The following is a 22,776-nucleotide window of genomic DNA, read 5'->3' on the forward strand; positions in this document are numbered from 1 at the left end:
ACAAAAATTAATCAAAAATGAATATATCTTAACTTTACTTTAAACTAAAAAAGTTTTTTATCCAAAACAATTTATAAAAATACTATATGATCAAAAAATACTTATTAAGTAATTTTTTTGTTGTTACAATAAAAAAATAGTCCATAATTTTAAAGCACTAATTGTTATAATATTACTTTAAAATAAAAAATTATTTATTTTGTGTTATTAATATTTATCAATATCAAAAATTTTATATCACAATATAATTTATTTCTTTTATTATAAAGAAAAATATATTATTTAACTTAATTATAAATACGATTTAATAAAAATTGAGCAAGTAATGCCACAGGACGACCAGTAGCTCCTTTCCTTTTACCAGATTTCCAAGCTGTACCTGCTATATCTAAATGTGCCCAACGATATTTAGTCGCAAAACATTCTAAAAAACAACCTGCAGTAATTGCACCACCAGCACGATTTCCAGCATTAGCTAAATCAGCAAAATTTGACTCTAACTGTTTAAAAAATTCTGAAGATAAAGGTAACCGCCAAGTTTTATCACCTGATTTTTTAGCTGCATTCAGTAATTCATCTGCTAAAAGATCATCATTTGACATCAAACCATTATAATAATGACCCAATGCAATCACACAAGCTCCAGTTAAAGTTGCAACATCAATAACAACATCAGGATCAAAACGTTCCACATATGTTAATGTATCACATAACACTAATCTTCCTTCCGCATCAGTATTAATTACTTCTATTGTTTTACCTGACATACTAGTTAATATATCTCCAGGACGATACGCTTCACCACTCAACATATTTTCAGAACAAGCTAATACTCCTATTACATTAATAGGTAATCTCAATAAACTCACAAAACGCATGATACCATAAACAGTAGCTGCTCCAGCCATATCATATTTCATTTCATCCATGCGATCAGAAGATTTAATTGAAATACCACCAGAATCAAACGTTAATCCTTTACCAATTAATACTATATATTTTTTGTTTATATCTTCACTGCCATTATATTTTATAATTGACATAAAAGATTTATTTTTTGCACCCTTTCCAACAGCTAAATAAGCATTCATTGATAAATTTTGCATTTCTTTTTCATCAATTATTTGAATACTAAGATTTTTGCAAGTATTAGATAGTTTATAAGCCTGATCCGTTAAATAAGAAGGATTACAAATATTTGGTGGCATATTAGCTAAATTTTTTGCTGATTCTATTCCCATTGCTAAAGCAAGTCCATGTTTAAGAGCAAGTTCTCCATCAGTTAAATCATGATTTTTTGAAATATAAAAAACGATTTCACTTAATACATGTTCTAGTGGAGTTTTATTTTTTTTAAATTGATCAAATTTATATATTGTGTCTTTTATTATTTCTACTGCTTTTCGAATTTTCCAATAGGTATTTTTATTTCTGATATGTAAATCAACTAAAAATAAAATAGCTTTTTTTGTTCCAGTTTTATTTAAAGCAGAAATAGTTTTTTCAATAATTTTTTTATATTCAAGTTCATTTATGTCATTTATTTTACCACATCCAACCAATAAAACACGTTCATATGATATATGAGGTACATGATGTAGTAATAATATTTGGCCAATTTTTCCTTCTAATTTTTCACGTTCGATTAGAGTACTAATATACTTATCACTAATATTATTAAATTTATGTGCTATATTAGATAATTGATAAGATTCAAATACACCTAAAACAATACAATCAATATTATTTTTTACTGTATTATGACTTGTTATACTAAAATTTATTACACTAAAATCCATATATGCTCCAATATAAAAAATAAATATTAATTTTATCACTAAAATTAACAAAAAATATAAATTTGCTAACAAAAAATGTTCTTTATGTTAAAATAATAAAAGTATTATACATATAAAAAAAAAATATCTTCAAGAATATTGTTGATATGTAATATTTCTTAAATTAATATCATTATTATATTTAAATATTTTAAAATTAATTATAAAAATACTCTGACTTGATTTATCAACAAGAAATAATGCTTTTTCATAAAGTAGTTTTCACAGGTTTAATTAATTTGATTATCATCCAATACTTAGTAAAAGAAACATTAAAAAGACAGCTTGCAATAATTTTTATTTTGATTTTTATTTTTTTTAGTCAAAAAACAATTAGTATATTAAGTTCAGCAGTTCAAGGAAATATTTCTTTAAATTTAATATTTCCTCTTCTGGGATTAGGCATTCCAGAAATGGCTCAATTAATTTTACCATTAAGTTTATTTTTAGGATTACTCATAACATATAGTAAATTATATTTTGATAATGAAATTATTGTTATGCATGCTTGTGGTTTAGGTAAAAAAGTATTAATAATTGCTGCTGTAATTTTAGCATTATTTACTACTTTCATTGCAATAATAAATGTAAATTGGATGCTACCATGGTCAGCACGATATCAAGAAAAAGCAATATCTAATGCTAAATTAAATCCTAATTTTACAACTATGGCAGAAGGACAATTCAAAACCACAAAAGATCAAAATCTTGTTATTTACATTAATGATATAAAAGGAAAAAATTTTAATCATATTTTCATGGCACAACTACGACCAATCAATAAAAAACGCCCTTCTGTAGTAATTGCAAAAAGTGGGCGTATCAATGAAGATGAAAAAGGAAATAAAATTGTTTTACTAGATAAAGGAACACGTTATGAAGGTACAGCTATACTACGTGATTTTAAAATAACTGATTTTGAAGATTATAAAGCAATCATTGATCGCAGAGAAACAAGAACTACAAACAAAAACATTGAACAAAAAAATATGTTACAATTATGGAATACCAAAGATATTCAATCACAAGCAGAATTTCATTGGCGTTTAACTTTAGTATTTTCTGTACTTATTATGGATTTAATGGTTATTCCATTAAGTGAAGTTAATCCTAGACAAGGTAGACTTTTAAGTATCTTACCAGCAATGTTACTTTATCTATTATTTTTTCTATTACAAAGTACATTACATGCTAGTGCAAAAAAAGGAGAAATAGATCCAAAAATAACCTTATGGTTAGTAAATTTTTCTTTTTTAACATTAGCAATTATATTAAATATTTGGGATATATCTGCCATACGTCGCATACGATCTAAATTTTCTAGAGGCAATACATAGAGGCAATACATAATAATGTTACGTATTTTAGAAAAATATATCGGGCGTACTATTATTTCATCAATTTTAATTACAGTTTTTATATTAATTTCATTATCAGGAATTATTAAATTTGTTGAACAACTTAGAAAAGTAGGCAATGGATCTTATACAATTTGGAATGCAGGAATTTTTACTTTGTTGACTATTCCGAAAGATATAGAAATTTTTTTTCCTATGGCAGCACTTTTAGGTACATTAATTAAATTAGGCACACTAGCTTCACGTAATGAACTAATAGTTATGCAAACTGCAGGATTTTCTCGATTACAAATTGGGATATCAGTAATGAAGATTGCTATACCTTTAATGATCCTAACAATGATTATTGGTGAATGGATTGCACCTTCTGCAGAACAATGGGCTCGTAATTATCGCACTGAAAAAATTATTGGTAAATCTCTCATGATGACAGACCGTGGATTATGGGCGAAAGATGGTAATAATTTCATTCATATTCAATATATTATTGATAAAAACAAAATAAAAGACATTTCTATCTACCAACTAGACAAAGAAAAAAAATTAAAAGCAGTAATTTTTGCTAATTCAGGTTATTATAATCACGATACTAATCAATGGCAATTAATAGAAGTTAACAAAGCATTGATAAAAAACAAAAAAGAAATTACTGGTTTTTACTATTCATTAATGAATTGGCAAACAACTTTAAATCCAGAAAAATTAGGAATTGTTTCTCTTAATCCTGATTCATTAACTATAAGTAATTTATACAAATATATTAATTATTTGCAAGAAACTCAACAAGAAGCTTCAGCATATCAATTAAGTATGTGGAAAAAAATAATATCACCACTTTCTGTAGCTTGTATGATTTTTTTAGCATTATCATTTATTTTTGGTCCACTTCGTGATGTAACAATGGGGGTAAGAGTATTAATTGGCATTTCAGGAGGATTTATTTTTTATCTTTTAAACGATGGTTTTGGTAATTTAAGTTTAGTATATGGTTTATCTCCATTAATAGCTGCAACATTACCTAGTATAATGTTGCTTGGATTTAGTATTTTACTATTAATATATCGTCGATAAAATTTTAATTTTTATAATTCATTATGAAACCTGAGTAATATTTTTATATTACTTTTTTATTTATAACATTTTAATAAAATATTTATTTTCTAAAATAATAATTACTACTATACGCTACAAATTAAATCAAAAATTTTTAAAAATATACATAATTTTATAATAAAAAACATTTTTAAATTTTATAAAATATTGCTCATAAAAATAATAATTATCGTCTTTCTTAATAACATTGATTATAAAAAAATTACTTTTAATACATGTATAAAAACATTAATTGCAATAATCATCAGAAAATAAAAAATAATAAATAAAAATATATCAAAATTAACAATTAACAGCTTTTTGTAAAAATAATTAAATAAAAAATCTAAATTTTATAGATTTTTTATTACAATAAAATATTTACATTAATTTACTAATATATAAAAAATATTTAATATTACCTATTGAAATATTTTTTAAATTTTATTATTGTTAACCATCAACAGTTTTAACTTTACCTAATAATTGCATTTGTATTGGTTTATTTAAAATACGAGTACGTGTTAAATGGTGCAGTAATGCATTTGGGATACCTTTTGGTAATTCTATTGTTGAATGTGAAGCGAATAACTTAATATTACCGATATATCGACTACTAATATCAGCTTCATTAGCAATTGCACCCACAATATGACGTACTTCAACACCATCATCACGTCCAACTTCAATACGATACAATTCCATATTATTACCAATCCTTCTTCGTTCACGACGTTTATTGCGATCAACAACAGTACTATTATTCATACAACGACGTGATTCACGAGTAGTCAATTCATTACTTCTTGAACGACGAATTACAGGATCTGGAGGTAATATTAAAGGTCTATTGCCTTGCGCTATTTTTAGTAAAATAGAAGCTAAAGTTTCAAGATCTATCTCTTTATTAGCAATTAATTTAGTAAGTAATGCCCGATATTTTTCTAAATCAGAACTGTTTAATTGTTTTTTAATATTTTCTAAAAATTTGTTTTGTCTGCGTTCACTTAAAAATATTGAACTTGGTAACTTAACTTCTACAATTGACTGTTGAATACTACGTTCAATATTTCGCAATAATCGACGTTCTCGATAATCAACAAACAAAAGAGCTCGACCAGCTCTACCGGCTCTACCAGTACGACCAATCCTATGAACATAAGATTCTACATCCATAGGTATATCATAATTTATAACCAAACTAATTCGTTCTACATCTAAACCACGAGCTGCAACATCAGTAGCGATTAATATATCAAGACGACCATTTTTAAATTTTTCTAATGTTTTTTCACGTAAAGCTTGATTCATATCACCATTTAAAGCTGAACTATTATAACCATTCTTCTCAAGAATTTCAGCAACTTCTATTGTAGTACTTTTTGTACGAACAAAAATAATTGCTGCATCGAAATCTTCTGCCTCCAAAAAACGAATCAAAGCTTCATTTTTGCGTATTCCATATACAAACCAATAACTTTGGTTAATATCAGGACGTGTTTTTACATTAGATTGAATATTAATTTCTTTAGGTGATTTCATAAATCGACGAGTAATACGACGAATGGCTTCTGGCATTGTAGCAGAAAATAATATAGTTTGATGTACAGTAGGAATTTGACTCATTATATTTTCAACATCTTCTATAAAACCCATTCTTAACATCTCATCCGCTTCATCAATAACCAAACCGCGTAAATGAGATAATTTTAAAGTTCCACGTCTTAAATGATCCAACAAACGACCAGGGGTACCAACTACAATATGAGATCCACGTTTTAATGCACGTAATTGAGTGTCATAACGCTGACCACCATATAGTGCTACAATATTGACAGTGTAAATATGTTTAGAAAAATCACCCATCGCTCCTGCTACTTGTATAGCTAATTCGCGTGTTGGTGCTAATACTAAAACCTGAGGAGATTTTAATGTGAGATCTATATTATGAAGCAATGGTAAACTAAAAGCTGCTGTTTTACCACTACCAGTTTGTGCCATACCTAACACATCACATCCATTTAATAAATACGGGATACATTTTTTTTGAATTGGAGATGGTTTCTGATAACCCAAGTCGTGCAATGCAGAAAGAATTGATGCTGATAAACCTAATTCAGCAAAAGATATTTCAGTCTGATTAGTCATGTAAATTGCCTCATGTATTATGTGACCAGTTTACATAACTCCTTGAAAAATTTATTATTTTTATTAAAGTGTGAACTGGTTCAAAATTATATACTAAACGAAAAATAAACCTTCATCAAACTATAATGAAGAATGAAAAAATAGTAATAATATCTTTAATTTTTTAATTAAACTATATTATAAAATATATCTTACTGACTTAACATCATAAAATGATTTGCATGAGTAAAAAAATCTTTTTTATAATTTAATCAATAAAAATTTAGTAAATTAATAATACTGTAAGATAAATAAAACTGACATCAAAGATGATGTTTATTTTACTAAGACATATCAAAGTATCGATGCAAAAAAAATATATTTATAAAATATGATTAATTAAAATAAAAAATTCAAATAATAACTTTTAAACATAAAAAATATACTATAGGTTACTTTAAGATTACTCTAATACTTAAAATATTACATCAAATTTTTATCAACGTTTTAAAACAATCATGTCTATTTTTTAATGTTTTTTTTAATACCAATTGCTTCTTTCATACTTAAACGAATTCGACCTTGTCGATCAATCTCTAATACTTTTACTGAAACTTCTTGCCCTAATTTTAAATAATCTATAACTTTTTCAATACGTTTTTCTGATATTTGAGAAATATGGACCAACCCTTCTTTACTACTACTAATAGCTACAAAAGCACCAAAATCAACAATACGTGTTACTTTTCCATGATAAATACGATCAACTTCAATTTCTGCTGTAATCTCTTCAATACGACAAATCGCATCTTTTGCTTTATGACTGTCTGTCGCAGCAATTTTTATTATACCATCATCATTAATTTCAATAATAGTACCTGTTTTTTCAGCCAATGATCGAATAACAGAACCACCTTTACCAATGACATCCCTAATTTTATCAGGATGAATTTGAATAATATGAATACGCGGTGCAAATTTAGAAATTTCCTGACGAGGTCGATTAATAGCCTCTTCCATAACATTTAAAATATGCAAACGCGCATTTTTTGCTTGATTCAAAGCGATTTTCATAATTTTTCGAGTAATGCCTTCAATCTTAATATCCATTTGTAATGCACTTATACCTTCACGACTACCTGCAACTTTAAAATCCATATCACCTAAATAATCTTCATCACCTAAAATATCTGAAAGTACAACAAATTTATCATCTTCTTTTACTAATCCCATGGCAATACCAGCCACTGCACTTTTAATTGGAACACCTGCATCCATTAATGCAAGTGATGCACCACATACAAAAGCCATAGAAGAAGATCCATTAGATTCAGTAATTTCTGACACTACACGTATAGTATATGGAAATTCAAATTGATTAGGCATAACTGCTAATATAGCACGTTTAGCTAAACGTCCATGCCCAATTTCACGACGTTTTGGCGATCCAACCATTCCCGTTTCACCTACTGCATAAGGTGGAAAATTATAATGAAATAAAACATGATCACTATATTCACCAATTAATTCATCCATGCTCTGAGCATCACGTTCTGTACCTAAAGTTGTTGTAACTAACGCCTGGGTTTCTCCTCGCGTAAATAATGCCGATCCATGCGTTCTAGGTAATACCCCAATACGTACATCCAGTGAACGTATCATATCTTTTTCTCTTCCATCAATACGTGTTTCACCTTTTAACACACGAATACGCACAACTTTTTTCTCTATTTCTAAAAGAATTTCATTTATTTCATCAAAACTTAAAGAATCATCTTTTTCTAAAATAGCATTAGTAACTTCTTCCTTTATGGAGAGAATATTAATATGACGTTCTTGTTTTGTAACAATACGATATGCATCATCTAATCTTTTTTCAGCTAATTTCGCAATACGATTATATAATTCTTCATTAGTAACTTTTGGTTTCCACTCCCATTTTTCTTTCCCAGCTTCCATTACCAATTGATTGATATTATCAATGACAATTTGTTGTTGTTCATGACCAAAAAAAATCGCACCCAAAATTTGTTCTTCCAATAATAAATCAGCTGCAGATTCTACCATTAAGACTGCATTAGTTGTACCCGCTACAATTAAATCTAAACGACTTTTTTTTAATTCATCAACAGTAGGATTTAAAACATATTCATTATTAATATAACCGACTCTTGCAGCACCAATAGGACCATTAAATGGAATACCAGATAATGATAATGCAGCAGAAGCACCAATAAGTGAAACTACATCTGGATTTACTTGAGGATTAATTGAAATAACTGTAGCAATAATTTGAATTTCATTTAAAAAACCTTTTGGAAACAATGGGCGAAGCGGACGATCAATTAAACGAGCAATAAGCGTCTCCCCCTCACTAGGACGACCTTCACGACGAAAAAAACTACCTGGGATACGACCAGCAGCGTAAGATCTTTCTTGATAATTAACAGTTAATGGAAAAAAACTCTGCCCTTCTTTTACTTTTTTTTGTCCAACAACAGTGACAAATACAACTGTATCATCTATATTGATCATAACCGAACCACTTGCTTGACGAGCCATTAAGCCAGTTTGCATTATAACGGTATGTTGACCATATTGAAATTTACGAACAATAGGATTCAGCAAAATAACACCCTTTTAATAAATAATCATTAATATAATAACACCAATACTAACATTTTTCTACATTCCTCATAATTCACAAAAAATTAAATTATTAAGTCTTAATTAGTATTAAGACTATTATAAATTATAAAAAAAGTAATTTTAAAAAACATCATTAAAAAACAATTTTTTATAATTTATTTTATAAAAATTTTATGTGATTTTAATTTAATTTTAAAAAAATTGTTGTTCTATAAAAAAGGGGCACACGCCCCCATAATTTTTTTTGATCACTCATCAACGACGCAATCCTAAACGTTCAATAATTTTATTATAAGAAATAAGATTTCTGTACTTTAAATAATTTAATTGTTTACGACGCTGAGCGACCATTCTCAATAATCCTCGACGACTATGATGATCTTTTTTATGTTTCAAAAAATGCTGTTGCAAATGATTTATTTTTTCTGTCAATAAAGCAATTTGAACCTCACTAGAACCAGTATCCTTTTCATTGCGACTATATTTATTAATAATTTGAGATTTTACTACAATATTTAGAGACATAGAATAACTCCAAAATTTTCTTTTTAAAATAATAAAAAACCAATCTCTAATTCAGCTTTCCATGAAACGCAATAAAATCTATTTTACGCTGCAATTAATTATAAAACAAGATAACATATAAGTCTTATTAAACATTTTCTAAAATTACACAAAAAGGAACAATTCTATTTTTTTCAACAATTTTTGCAACACCAATAAATTTATGCATATTACCTTCCGTAACCCTTACTATATTATTGTTTATAAATGAATTTTTATCAATAAAAATTGATTGTCCCTGTTTAAAATAAGTTGCAATATTTTCAGAAATATTAATTTCTGGAAAATGATTAACAGCTGTATCTATAGGCAATAAAAATAAATCTATTTTTTTTTCTAAACTATTTCTTTCTAATTTATATCGTTCTTTAAAATAATTTAATTGTTCTAACGTTACCATAGATTTACTAAGATAATTACCTATTTTTATACGTCTTAAATAAATTACATGAGCACCACAACCTAATAATTCACCTAAATCATCAATTATAGTTCGTATATAAGTCCCCTTAGAACAAAAAATATCTAATTCAACTTCATTTTTTTCCCATCGTGTAAGTTTTAAATCATAAATTGTAATTGCTCTAAATGTACGTTTAATAGTAATACCTTGACGAGCATATTTATAAAGAGGTATACCACGATATTTGAGTGCAGAATACATAGAAGGCAACTGCATTAGGTGTCCACGAAATTTATCTAGCGCTTGATCAAGCTGTTGCTTTGTTATATTAATTTTACGTTCAGAAATAATTTCACCATATGCGTCAGCAGTATTAGTTCTTTGGCCCAAACGCCCAATAACACGATAATATTTATCTGCATTAAGCAAAAATTGTGAAAATTTAGTTGCTTTTCCTAAACAAATTGGCAACATTCCTGTTGCTAACGGATCAAGTGATCCCGTATGCCCAGCTTTTTTAGCATTAAATAAACGCCGTACTGTTTGCAAAGCTATATTAGATGAAAGTTTTTTTGGTTTATCTAATAATAATATACCATCAACTGCACGACTAAAATTACACCTCATTGATTTTGCTCTTTAATAATATGCTCATAACGACGTTTTTCGTCATCAAGCATAATTTTTTTTAACAAATTATCCATTCTTCTTCCTTCAACCAAAGAATTATCATAAAAAAAAATTAATTTAGGAACAATACGTAAAGACATTGATTTACTTAATAAAGTACGAATTCGTTTTGACATATCACCATTTAATATATGAATACCATTTTTTATATCATCAATTTTATCTTCTGGATTTAAGATATTTAAAAAAGTTACGAATACTTTTGCATATGTTAAATCACGTGAAACCTTAATACCGGAAATTGTAACCATTTTAATACGTGGATCTTTAATTTTTCTATACAGAATAATTGAAATTTTCTTTTGTATTTCCTGAGCAACACGTTGAACACGATCAAATTCTCTTCCCATGATAATATTTTCCTCACTCAGGCATTAAATAAAATAAATCAATAGTAAATTGAATTATTAAAAATAATAATATTATTATTTAATTTTTGAAATTTTGATAATAAAAAACATATAATTCATTTCAATCAAAAAAACATATTTTTTAAATCTCTATAATGTTCGTTCTAGAAATTACTAATATTATATAAATATTTAATCAATAATATCATTATAAAAATATTAATCTTTAATAAAACTTTTTACAGGAATAACTTCAAATGATTCTATTATATCACCAAGACGTACATCATTATAATTTTTTATAACAATCCCACATTCCATACCATTTCTGACTTCATGAACATCATCTTTAAATCTACGTAATGATTCTAATTCACCTTCATAAATAACAATATTATTTCGTAATACACGAATAAGATTATTACGTTTAATTATACCTTCAAGCACCATACAGCCAGCAATTGAAAGACATGTTGGTGATTTAAAAACATTCCGTATTTCTGCTAATCCAATTATTTTTTGTTGATATTTAGGTGTTAACATTCCGAACATAGCTTCTTTGATTTCATCAATAAGATTATAAATTATGGAATAATACCGTAACTCTAAATTTTCAATTTCAATAATTTTTTTTGCACTTGCATCAGCTCGAACATTAAAACCAATAATCATAGCATTAGAAGCAGAAGCTAATGTAGCATCAGTTTCTGTAATACCCCCAACACCAGAACCAATAATTTTTACTTTTACTTCATCATTTGATAACTTTTCTAAAGTATTACTAATTGCTTCACAACTACCTTGTACATCAGTTTTTAATACAATATTTAACTCAGAAATTTTAGAATCTTCTATATTATCAAACATTTTTTCTAATTTTGATTTTTGTTGATTTGCTAATTTAACTTCCCTAATTTTACTTTGACGATAAAGTGCAACTTCACGTGCTTTTTTTTCATTAGTTACTACTGTTATTTTATCACCTGCTGAGGGTATATTTGATAAACCTAAAATTTCGACTGGCATAGATGGTCCAGCAGTATTAACATCTATTCCTAATTCATTACGCATTCCACGAATGCGTCCATATTCAAAACCACATAATACAATATCACCTTTATTTAATTTGCCTTCTTGTACTAAAATAGTAGCAACTGGACCTCGACCTTTATCTAAATAAGCTTCAATAACAACCCCACTTGCCATACCAGTATGAACTGCTGTTAACTCTAATAATTCAGCTTGTAATAAAATAGCTTCTAATAACTCATTAATACCTATACCTTTTTTAACTGAAACATTAACAAATTGATTTTCACCACCCCATTCTTCAGTTAAAATACCATACTTTGAAAGTTCATGTTTTATATTTTCTATATCACCTTCATTTTTATCTATTTTATTTAATACTACAACAACTGGAACATTTGCCGCTTTAGCATGTTGAATGGCTTCTATCGTTTGAGGCATTACGCCATCATCCACAGCAACCACCAAAACAATAATATCTGTTATTTTTGCACCTCGCGCACGCATTGCAGTAAATGCAGCATGTCCTGGCGTATCCAAAAAAGTAATTATACCTTTATCTGTTTTAACATGATAAGCCCCTATATGTTGTGTAATACCACCTATTTCTTCAGAAGTAACTTGAGTAGACCGAATACAATCAAGTAATGACGTTTTACCATGATCAACATGACCCATAATAGTTACAATTGGAGCACGTGATTCTTTAATGGTGACACCAAAATTATTACGATTTTGCAAAATTGATTCTTCTAATTCATTTTCACGACGTAAAATAACTTTGTGTCCCATTTCTTCTGCTACAAGCTGTGCTATTTCTTGCTCAAGAACTTGATTAATAGTTACCATTAATCCCATTTTCATCATTTTTTTAACAACTTCTGAACCTTTAATAGCCATTTTATTAGCCAATTCAAAAACAGAAATAGTTTCACCAATAACAACATCACGGTTAATAACCGTAATAGGTTTAGTAAAACTTTGTTGTAAAATACTACTTTTTTTCTGTTTAACTTTATTTTTACTAGTACGCACTACCACTCGTTCTTCTTCACGAGCAGCTTTTTCTGAATGTTTATAATTTTTTTTCTGTCGCGCAACTTTATTACCTCGATGACGAGTTCGACGACCTTCTTCTGGAATATCATTTTCATCTTCAACTACATGAGCATGTCGATAACTTATAAAATGACAGTTTTCATGATAATGAACATCATTACTGTTCCGATAAGTAGGATTTTCTTCTGCTATATGACATACTTCTTCAGTAACAAGTTGGGAATCAGCTTCAACCTTATTTTTTATTTCTTGTTCATTTTTACGTTTTGGCGTTACTGTCTGAATTTCAAATTTCTTTTTTTTAGAAATAACAAACATAGAATCTTGATGAAATTTAGATATTTTTTTATTATTTTTATTTTCTTTTATTTTTTCTTTTTTAGTTGTTTCAAATTTTATTTTTTTTTCTGTCTCATCATTTACTTTTTCTTCTATATGATTTATTACTAATAGATCACGATCAAGATATGTACGCTTTTTACGCACTTCAATATTTACTGATTTACTTTTCCCACCAATACCAGTAATGCTCAATGTACTACGAGTTTTTCGTTGTAGTATTAATTTACCAGTTTGGTTATTTATAGTGCCATCTTCATGATTTAAATATGCAAGCAAATGCTCTTTTTCTTTTTGTGTTACAACATCATTTTCAGTTTTTTTTATTCCTGCAACCGCAAACTTTTGTATTAACCATTCTACTGAAGTTTGAATTTCTGCTGCTAATGATTTTACAGTTTTATCTGTCATTCTATTCCTTCCTACTACAAATTATTTTGAATCATTTCCAAACCAACAAATATTACGTGCTGCCATAATAATTTCACCAGCTTGTGCATCATCCATACCTTTTTCAATATCTCTTAAATCACCAATACCTTGTTCAGCAAGATCTTCTAAAGTATAAATACCATGATTAGCAAGCTTTTTTGCTAATGATTCATTTACACACCATAATTTTGATAAATGATCCGTTGGTTGATTATTACCTCCTCTCATACTCTTTTTTTTAGCTAATTTCAATGTAGTTAACGCAGCTTTTGCTTGTTCACGTAACACATGAATTTTTTTTTCATGAAGACCCTTAATTTCTAATAATTCATCGATTGGTACATAAGCTAATTCTTCTAGTGTAGAAAAACCCTCTTCAACAAGAAGAGCAGCAAATTTCTGATCAATATCAAGATATTTCATAAAAGTATCAATAGATATATTTGCTTCTGCTTGATGTTTAGCTTGAAGTTCTTCTGTAGTCATGATATTTAATTCCCATCTATTATCCCTGCGATGATGTTTTAATAACTGAGAAGCTAAACGAACATTTTGACCATTACGACCAATTGCTTGGGGTAAATTATTACTTTCAACAGCAACATCCATCGTATACTTATCTTCATCGACTACAATAGAAATTACATCAGCAGGTGCCATAGCATTAATAACAAATTGTGCAGGATTTTCATCCCAGAGCACAATATCAATACGCTCACCATCAAGTTCACTTGATACTGCTTGCACTCTTGCACCACGCATCCCAACGCAAGCACCTATTGGATCAATACGTTTATCATTAGTTTTAACTGCAATTTTTGCTCGTGAACCAGGATCACGAGCAGCAGTTTTAATTTCAATAATTTCTTCGTTAATTTCAGATACTTCAATTCTAAATAATTCAATCAACATTTCAGTACGAGAACGGGTAATAAATAATTGCGCTCCTCTAGCTTCTGGACGTAAAGCATAAAGTACACCACGCAAACGATCACCAGGATGAAAATTTTCACGTGGTAACATATCTTCTTTTAAGATCACACCTTCTGCATTATGACCTAAATCTAATATAATATTGTCACGATTAACTTTTTTTACGACTCCAGTAATAATTTGACCTTTCCGTTCACGAAATTGCTCAATAACCATAGCTCTTTCAGCTTCACGAACTTTTTGAACAATTACTTGTTTTGCTGTTTGAGTGGTAATTCTATCAAAAATTACTGAAGCGATTTGTTCTTCTACATAATCTCCTAAGTTAATTTTTGAATTTTCAAATTTTGCAGCATCTAAAGTAATTTCAAGTGTTGGTTGAGTGACTTCATTTACTACTAACCAACGTCGAAATGTATCAAAATCTCCTGTTTTGCGATTAATATTAGTACGAACATCAATTTCTTGTTCATATTTTTTTTTTGTAGCTGTTGCTAATGCGGTTTCAAGTGCCTCAAATATCTTTTCACGAGGAAGAGATTTCTCATTAGAAACCGCCTCGACAACAGCTAGAACTTCTTTATTCATTCTAGTTGCCTCGAAACTTTATAAAAAGTTGGGTACTAAGTTCACTTTTTAGATATTATTTAATACAAATACTAACTTATGGTCATCTTACAATCATCTATACATAAGTGTAATCATTGCATTATTTAATAGATTTTAGAATATTTTGTCGTTCAAAGGAATGCCATATTACTATTCTAGTAGTATTTCTTTAGCAATAAAACGTTGATAATTTATAAGAGCAAAAAATGGATAACAAAAACTTAGTGCAAACACTTTAAAATCATGGATGACTAATATTATATCTTTGATATTGAATACTACACTTTACTTAATGATTAAAATAATTAACATGCATATGAAAAATCATTGAAAATGATATAATTTTTATGATTAAATATTATAAATAACGTAATGTTTAAATTTTTTTTATAATACGCTCTATAAATACAACAACAAAAAATTTTATCACCGATAATACAATTATGAATTCCATTTCTGCTATAATATATAAAAACCATCCTGTACCAGATAAACCATAAAAAAAAGGGCTATTAGCCCAGTTTTCTTTTGCATTATATTTCTAATAATAAATTTAATCAATGATTATATCATGCTTTAAGAACTACAAATTTTTTCAAAAATTAATATATCATAAATGGTTGCGGGAGTCGGATTTGAACCAACGACCTTCGGGTTATGAGCCCGACGAGCTACCAGACTGCTCCATCCCGCGTCACGTCTAAAAATTTTATGCATTATACTACTATAATAAGAGAAACGCAAGTCCTCTTTTAAAATTTTGCCGAGGGCGGGACTTGAACCCGCACACCTATTTTGTAAGGTACTACCCCCTCAAGATAGCGTGTATACCAATTTCACCACCTCGGCCACAAAAATTCTAATAATAATTTTTATAACATATAATTTTAATCATTTGATTCAAGTTTTAGGAACATCAATGGTCGGTGAAGTAGAGGATAATAGAACTTTATCTGCTCCTTCAACTTTTGAAGATTCAGCAATATTCTCCCACTGATTTACAGTAAAATTTTCCTTAGATGTTAAATTTCCTAAAATCAAACTAATCACAAAAAATAATGTTGCAAAAATTACGGTCATCAATATCATAAATTTATTTAATCCTGATGAGCTAAATAATGTCGCAGAAGTAGCTACATGAAATGCAGGTCCAATATTATCTGCACTTTTTCCTTGTTGTAAAATAATCATAGCAATCAAAGATATAGAAATTAATAAAAAAACACACAAAATAGTTACATACATGACTAACAACCTATTTTTAATAAATACAAACAAATTAATCTATTATTATCTATAAACAAAATGCACTACATTAATAAACAAAAATAGATTTTATCTAAAACATACTTAAGAATCAAGATCATTTTATTTTATTATTGTATTCAAAATACAATATCTATTTTTTTAAAAAAATACAAAAAATTAATTAACTGATAAATTTTAACATTTTCTAATAATTTTAACATTCTCCAATAAATCACAAAAATGATAAGTTAATATTCTATATTAAAAATATATATAAATTTATTTAACTTGATTTACTACATCTGCAATACGATTAGCCATTATAGTAAGTTGTTGTTCATTTTCACCTTCTACCATAATACGAATTAAAGGTTCTGTACCTGATTTACGTAAAAAAACTCTTCCCCTACCTGCTAATTCTTTTTCAACTTGTTTAACAACATTTAAAACATCTTTTCTATCTAATGGATTATGAGTACCAGAAAAATTTATGTTTATTAATACTTGAGGAATTAATTCTATTTCATAACAAAGATCATAAAGACTCATATTATTGCGAATCATTGCACTTAATACTTGTAAACCAGCAATAATACCATCACCTGTTGTTGTCTTATCAAGCAAAATAATATGTCCTGAATTTTCAGCACCAAAACGCCATCCTTGCTCTTTTAATTTTTCAAAAACATAACGATCACCTACTTTTGTGCGAATAAATGGAATATCTAATTGTTTTAATGCTAATTCTAATCCTATATTACTCATGAAAGTACCAACAACACCACCACGTAACTCACCTTGTCTAAGTGCATCACGAGCAATAATGTAAAGAATTTGATCACCATCTATTTTATTTCCTCTATGATCTACCATGATTACCCTATCACCATCACCATCAAATGCAAGTCCTAGATCAGCTTTTTCTTTTAAAACATATTTCTGCAACATAGATACATCAGTTGCACCACAACCATCATTTATATTAAGCCCATTAGGTTCACAAGCAATTGCAATAACTTCTGCATGAAGTTCACTTAAAACATTTGGTGCAATATGATATGTTGCACCATTAGCACAATCTAAAACAATTTTTAATCCATTTAAAGTTTGATTGCTTGGAAAAGTACCTTTACAATATTCTATATAACGTCGTGCAGCATCAACAATACGACTTGCTTTTCCTAATTTTACAGATTTCACACAAATAAGTGGTTTTTCTATTTCTGCCTCGATTGCTTCTTCAATATCATCTGGTAATTTGGTGCCATCAATAGAAAAAAATTTAATACCATTATCATAATAAGGATTATGTGAAGCTGAAATAACAATCCCTGCATCAGCACGACATATACGTGTCAAATAAGCAATTGCCGGTGTAGGAATAGGACCTGTCAATGCAGCTGATAATCCAGCTGCAGCAAGACCTGCTTCTAAAGAAGATTCTAACATATAACCTGAAATACGTGTGTCTTTACCTATTATTATTTTTTGAGAACCATGCCGAGCTAAAACCTTCCCAGCTGCCCAACCTAATTTTAAAATAAAATCCAGAGTAATTGGATTTTCTCCTACTTTTCCACGAATACCATCAGTGCCAAAATATTTGCGTTTATTCATAATTATTTATTTCTTTTTCTGGAAAGAATTTCCTGCACAATCTTTATAGCCTGCACAGTTTCTTTTACATCATGAACCCTAATAATATTTGCTCCTTTAATAGCAGCAATAACTGCACATGTGACACTACCAATTAATCGTTCTTCTAATGGTATATTTAATAATTCCCCAATCATAGATTTACGAGAGAGACCAACTAATAATGGTACTCCTAATTCATGAAATTCATGTAATTTAGCTAATAATTGATAATTATGCTTCATTTTTTTACCAAAACCAAAACCTGGATCAATAATTAAACGTTTTTTTTCAATTCCACCTTCCTCACAACGTTTAATTTCGTTTAATAAATACTTTTTTACTTCTTTAATTACATTTTTATAATGCGCTATTTTTTGCATAATTTTAGGTTGACCTAACATATGCATAATACAAACTGGTAATCCAGTTTCAGCTGCTGCTTTTAACGCACCTTTTTGATGTAATGATCTAATATCATTAATAATATGAACACCAGCTCTTGCTGCTTCTTTCATAACAATAGCTTTAGAAGTATCAACAGAAACCCAAACATCAAATCTAGCAACTACTTTTTCAATTATGGGAATTACACGATCAAGCTCTTCTTGTAAATTTACTTTTTTAGCACCAGGACGTGTTGATTCACCACCAATATCAATAATTAATGCACCATTTTGAACCATAGTAGCAACACGCTGAAGAACATCTTTATGACGATTATATATTCCACCATCAAAAAAAGAATCTGGAGTAACATTTAATATTCCCATAACAACAGGATAATCTATATTAAGATTTATTTTTCTTGCACTAATTTTCATAATTACCATTTAAAATGAATACAACTAAATAAAACCCCAGGTTTTCCCTGGGGTTTTATTTAGTTTTGTGCTCTACATAGAAAACATTTTTAGTCATTAATAATTAAATAATGCTCATTTATAAAAAAACTTTTGAAAATTTATACCTTCTATTAAGTAAAAGAAGGATTATCTGCTTTATCTTTCGGTGAAAATTTTGCAATAGAATTATTCTCATCCCATCCTGCTGGAGCTCTAACAACACGACGATTCATTAAATCATCTATTTGTGGAGCATCAATAGTTTCATATTTCATTAATGCATCTTTCATTGCATGTAAAATATCCATATGATCATTCAAAATTTGACGAGCACGTTTATAATTTCGATCAATAATTTTTTTTATTTCTTCATCAATAAGACGCGCAGTTTCATCAGACATCTGATTGGCTTTCCCAACCGAACGACCAAGAAAAACTTCAGTTTCTTCTTCAGTATAAAGTAATGGTCCTAATCTTTGAGAAAAACCCCATTGTGTTACCATATTACGAGCAAGATTAGTTGCCACTTTAATATCGTTTGATGCACCAGTAGATACTTTATCTGCACCATAAATAATTTCTTCTGCTAATCTTCCACCATAAAGTGTGGAAATTTGACTTTCTAATTTCTGACGACTTATGCTAATTTGATCACCTTCTGGTAAAAAAAATGTCACACCTAACGCACGACCACGAGGTATAATAGTGACTTTATGAACAGGATCATGATCAGGTACAATTCGTCCAATAATAGCATGACCTGCTTCATGATAGGCAGTAGATTCTTTTTGTTTTTCAGTCATAACCATAGAACGACGTTCAGCACCCATCATAATTTTATCTTTTGCTTTTTCAAATTCTTCCATACTAACAACAGACTTATTTGCTCGTGCTGCAAACAAAGCAGCTTCATTAACTAAATTAGCTAAATCAGCACCAGAAAAACCTGGTGTTCCTCTTGCTAAAATTGAAGCATCAACACTCAAATCTAAAGGTACACGTCGCATATGAACTTTTAAAATTTGTTCACGACCACGTACATCAGGTAAACCAACAATCACTTGACGATCAAATCGGCCAGGACGTAATAATGCTGGATCTAACACATCTGGACGATTTGTTGCGGCTATAACAATAATACCTTCATTACCTTCAAATCCATCCATCTCTACTAACATTTGATTAAGAGTTTGTTCACGTTCATCATGCCCACCGCCTAATCCTGCACCGCGTTGACGACCAACAGCATCTATTTCATCAATAAAAATTATACAAGGTGCTGATTTTTTTGCTTGTTCGAACATATCACGTACACGAGATGCACCTACACCAACAAACATTTCTACAAAATCTGAACCTGAAATAGTAAAAAATGGGACTTTTGCTTCACCAGCAATTGCTTTAGCTAACAAAGTTTTACCAGTTCCAGGTGGACCTATCATTAAAATCCCTTTTGGGATTTTACCACCTAATTTTTGAAACCGACCTGGTTCACGTAAATATTCAACTAACTCACTAACTTCTTCTTTAGCTTCATCACAACCAGCAACATCTGCAAAAGTTGTTTTAATCTGATCTTCTGTTAACATACGCGCTTTACTTTTACCAAAAGAAAGAGCACCTTTCCCTCCACCACCTTGCATCTGACGCATAAAAAATATCCAAACTCCAATCAATAACAACATAGGAAACCAAGAAATAAAAATAGTTGCCAAAAAACTTTGTTCTTGAGGAGGTTCACCAATAACGGTGACATGTCTTTCAAGTAATGTATCTAACAATTTAGGGTCTTCTCTAACTGGAATATAAGTTGTATAACGATTATTATCTGTTTTTTTGACATTAATTTCACGATCAGAAATACGTACTTCACGAATCTGATCTTGAATTAATTCATTCATGAATGTAGAATAATCTACCCTACGATTATTAGAATCGTTAGGACCAAAACTCTGGAACAGAGACATCAGGACTACTGCAATGATTACCCATAAAATCAGGTTTTTCGCCATGTCACTCAAAGGATGAACCTCTTTCTTTCAACTATGTTGAATAAATAACGTAAAGAATACTATATTTTATACATACTGTCGCTATAAAAATGTATACTCTTTAATCTACATATAAAGTATTTATTTTACATTTTTTAAAAAAATTCCATAAAATATAAAATATTTTTATAATATTAATTTTAAGACTAATAAACAAAAGGTAAAAAAATATGAAATTAAAAAATTTAATTATATATTAAAATTATTTATATTTAAAATCATATATAAAGTAAAATACTCTTTTATTAAATTATATATATTAACAATATAAATTAATTAAGAGCAATTAATGCATAAAAATTAATTTTTAATCTATCGTTAGAATAAATGGTTGAAATAAACTAGTCTGCAATTTTTTTTGATAAAATTTATTTTAAGAATGAATTATATTAGGTTAGTACACTAACAATAATTTTTTATACTTACAATTAACTAAAATTAAATAACCATTATATCTTAACGTTTATATCTTAAATTTTAATAGTTTATTTTTTGATATTATATTTTTTACATCTACAGTATATAATATGAAATAAAATTTTTCCATCATATGAATTTTAACTTTTATTATTGTTTTTTATTAAAAATCTTTACAGATTTTTAATAAAAAATATTTTTTAAATATCAAAAAAACAAAAAATACAAATTTTTATGTTATTTTTTGTTAAAATAATAACTATAAAATGTGAATTTGTAATTATTAACTAATAAATGTAGCATTCCAATACAATCTTTTAAGAGATTACCATTTAAATATTTTTAAAAAATAGATCTAATTTTTAAAAAAAAATTGACAGATAAAAATAATTATATTAATAAAAAATCTTATGATAAAAAAATATAGATTTTGTTATTTGCTTTTACTTTGTAAAAATTTGATAAATTCAAAAAAAATATCAAATATATTTTACCTTTAAAATTTTATATTCCACTTCACCACCAGGTGTAATAATTCTCACTATATCATTTATAGTTTTGCCTATTAATCCTCTTGCTATAGGTGAATTAACAGAAATAAGATTTTTTTTTATATCAGCTTCATCATCACCAACAATACGATAAGTTTGATCTTTATTAGTAGTAATGTTAAATATAGTAATTGTAGCACCGAATATTATTCTTCCCATATTTTTGATTTTAGTAACATCAATAACTTCTGAATGAGATAATTTAGCTTCAATTTCTTGTATACGCCCTTCACAAAAAGCTTGCTGTTCACGTGCTGCGTGATATTCTGCATTTTCTTTTAAATCACCATATTCGCGTGCTTCTGCAATAGCAGAAATAATTTCAGGACGACGAATATTTTTTAAAAATTCTAATTCCTTACGTAATTTTTTTTCACCATGTATCGTCATAGGAATCTTTTTCATTGAAGTATACCTCTAATTTTTATAAAAAATTACTTATTTAATTTTTTATTCTTAAAGAGAAGAAATCTTATAATAAAATGCATTTTATAAAAAAAAATATATTTTCCTCATCCTCTGTATAATTTTAAATTTATGATTTTTTAATTTTTATA

General features: G+C 28.2%; 14 protein-coding genes, 2 tRNA genes and 1 pseudogene. 2 read left to right on the top strand and 15 right to left on the bottom strand.

Going from position 1 to position 22,776, the window contains the following annotated elements:
* Nucleotides 1–287 precede the first annotated feature (287 nt).
* Entirely contained in the window at nt 288–1,784 is a 1,497-nt protein-coding gene (locus tag ABNS14_RS02120) for a leucyl aminopeptidase (protein ID WP_431603652.1), read from the bottom strand.
* Nucleotides 1,785–2,077: 293 nt separating this feature from the next.
* Here ABNS14_RS02120 and lptF point away from each other — a divergent pair, with 293 nt between their 5' ends.
* Entirely contained in the window at nt 2,078–3,175 is a 1,098-nt protein-coding gene (lptF, locus tag ABNS14_RS02125; RefSeq protein WP_348666662.1) for an LPS export ABC transporter permease LptF, read from the top strand.
* 15 nt (nt 3,176–3,190) lie between these two features.
* On the top strand, nt 3,191–4,267 hold the full coding sequence (lptG, locus tag ABNS14_RS02130) for an LPS export ABC transporter permease LptG (RefSeq protein WP_348666063.1): 1,077 nt from the start codon (nt 3,191–3,193) through the stop codon (nt 4,265–4,267).
* A 498-nt stretch (nt 4,268–4,765) separates the two neighbouring features.
* On the opposite strand, the pseudogene ABNS14_RS02135 reads toward lptG, so the two are convergent.
* From ABNS14_RS02135 to greA, 14 genes and pseudogenes are all read right to left on the bottom strand, one after another.
* Nucleotides 4,766–6,436, bottom strand: a pseudogene (locus tag ABNS14_RS02135) (DEAD/DEAH family ATP-dependent RNA helicase); the annotation flags it as partial.
* Between the two features lie 501 nt (nt 6,437–6,937).
* A complete protein-coding gene (gene pnp / locus ABNS14_RS02140; protein ID WP_348666065.1) occupies nt 6,938–9,043 on the bottom strand; it encodes a polyribonucleotide nucleotidyltransferase in 2,106 nt (701 codons plus the stop codon).
* A 276-nt stretch (nt 9,044–9,319) separates the two neighbouring features.
* Nucleotides 9,320–9,589 carry a 30S ribosomal protein S15 gene (gene rpsO, locus ABNS14_RS02145; protein WP_348666067.1) on the bottom strand — a complete coding sequence of 90 codons (270 nt, stop codon included), beginning with the start codon at nt 9,587–9,589 and terminating at the stop codon, nt 9,320–9,322.
* 127 nt (nt 9,590–9,716) lie between these two features.
* Nucleotides 9,717–10,658, bottom strand: a complete 942-nt coding sequence (gene truB / locus ABNS14_RS02150; RefSeq protein ID WP_348666068.1) for a tRNA pseudouridine(55) synthase TruB — start codon at nt 10,656–10,658, stop codon at nt 9,717–9,719.
* Nucleotides 10,655–11,071, bottom strand: coding sequence for a 30S ribosome-binding factor RbfA (rbfA, locus tag ABNS14_RS02155; protein ID WP_348666069.1), 417 nt, complete (start codon nt 11,069–11,071; stop codon nt 10,655–10,657). Before rbfA ends, truB begins: the two co-directional genes overlap by 4 nt.
* Before the next feature lie 219 nt (nt 11,072–11,290).
* The gene (gene infB / locus ABNS14_RS02160; RefSeq protein WP_348666070.1) at nt 11,291–13,909 is read right to left on the bottom strand and encodes a translation initiation factor IF-2; all 2,619 of its coding nucleotides are present in this window, start codon (nt 13,907–13,909) and stop codon (nt 11,291–11,293) included.
* Between the two features lie 21 nt (nt 13,910–13,930).
* Nucleotides 13,931–15,451, bottom strand: coding sequence for a transcription termination factor NusA (gene nusA / locus ABNS14_RS02165; protein WP_348666071.1), 1,521 nt, complete (start codon nt 15,449–15,451; stop codon nt 13,931–13,933).
* A gap of 638 nt (nt 15,452–16,089) precedes the next feature.
* Nucleotides 16,090–16,166: transfer RNA gene (locus ABNS14_RS02170), tRNA-Met, on the bottom strand.
* A gap of 67 nt (nt 16,167–16,233) precedes the next feature.
* Nucleotides 16,234–16,321, bottom strand: a tRNA-OTHER gene (locus ABNS14_RS02175).
* A gap of 51 nt (nt 16,322–16,372) precedes the next feature.
* On the bottom strand, nt 16,373–16,717 hold the full coding sequence (secG, locus tag ABNS14_RS02180; protein ID WP_348666073.1) for a preprotein translocase subunit SecG: 345 nt from the start codon (nt 16,715–16,717) through the stop codon (nt 16,373–16,375).
* A 282-nt stretch (nt 16,718–16,999) separates the two neighbouring features.
* Complete coding sequence (gene glmM / locus ABNS14_RS02185; RefSeq protein WP_348666074.1) at nt 17,000–18,337, bottom strand: phosphoglucosamine mutase; 1,338 nt, start codon at nt 18,335–18,337, stop codon at nt 17,000–17,002.
* A gap of 2 nt (nt 18,338–18,339) precedes the next feature.
* On the bottom strand, nt 18,340–19,179 hold the full coding sequence (gene folP / locus ABNS14_RS02190; RefSeq protein WP_348666075.1) for a dihydropteroate synthase: 840 nt from the start codon (nt 19,177–19,179) through the stop codon (nt 18,340–18,342).
* Between the two features lie 152 nt (nt 19,180–19,331).
* On the bottom strand, nt 19,332–21,221 hold the full coding sequence (ftsH, locus tag ABNS14_RS02195) for an ATP-dependent zinc metalloprotease FtsH (RefSeq protein ID WP_348666076.1): 1,890 nt from the start codon (nt 21,219–21,221) through the stop codon (nt 19,332–19,334).
* A gap of 926 nt (nt 21,222–22,147) precedes the next feature.
* Nucleotides 22,148–22,624 carry a transcription elongation factor GreA gene (gene greA / locus ABNS14_RS02200; protein WP_348666077.1) on the bottom strand — a complete coding sequence of 159 codons (477 nt, stop codon included), beginning with the start codon at nt 22,622–22,624 and terminating at the stop codon, nt 22,148–22,150.
* Between the last annotated feature and the right edge of the window lie 152 nt (nt 22,625–22,776).

The organism is Arsenophonus symbiont of Ornithomya chloropus, from assembly GCF_964026495.1.
GTDB lineage: Bacteria > Pseudomonadota > Gammaproteobacteria > Enterobacterales > Enterobacteriaceae > Arsenophonus.

What these genes read in the sequence shown, in the direction of transcription:
- nusA (WP_348666071.1), bottom strand. Translation starts at nt 15,451, where the DNA reads ATGAATAAAGAAGTTCTAGCTGTTGTCGAGGCGGTTTCTAATGAGAAA.
- rpsO (WP_348666067.1), bottom strand. Translation starts at nt 9,589, where the DNA reads ATGTCTCTAAATATTGTAGTAAAATCTCAAATTATTAATAAATATAGT.
- folP (WP_348666075.1), bottom strand. Translation starts at nt 19,179, where the DNA reads ATGAAAATTAGTGCAAGAAAAATAAATCTTAATATAGATTATCCTGTT.
- lptG (WP_348666063.1), top strand. Translation starts at nt 3,191, where the DNA reads ATGTTACGTATTTTAGAAAAATATATCGGGCGTACTATTATTTCATCA.
- greA (WP_348666077.1), bottom strand. Translation starts at nt 22,624, where the DNA reads ATGAAAAAGATTCCTATGACGATACATGGTGAAAAAAAATTACGTAAG.
- glmM (WP_348666074.1), bottom strand. Translation starts at nt 18,337, where the DNA reads ATGAATAAACGCAAATATTTTGGCACTGATGGTATTCGTGGAAAAGTA.
- infB (WP_348666070.1), bottom strand. Translation starts at nt 13,909, where the DNA reads ATGACAGATAAAACTGTAAAATCATTAGCAGCAGAAATTCAAACTTCA.
- rbfA (WP_348666069.1), bottom strand. Translation starts at nt 11,071, where the DNA reads ATGGGAAGAGAATTTGATCGTGTTCAACGTGTTGCTCAGGAAATACAA.
- secG (WP_348666073.1), bottom strand. Translation starts at nt 16,717, where the DNA reads ATGTATGTAACTATTTTGTGTGTTTTTTTATTAATTTCTATATCTTTG.
- truB (WP_348666068.1), bottom strand. Translation starts at nt 10,658, where the DNA reads ATGAGGTGTAATTTTAGTCGTGCAGTTGATGGTATATTATTATTAGAT.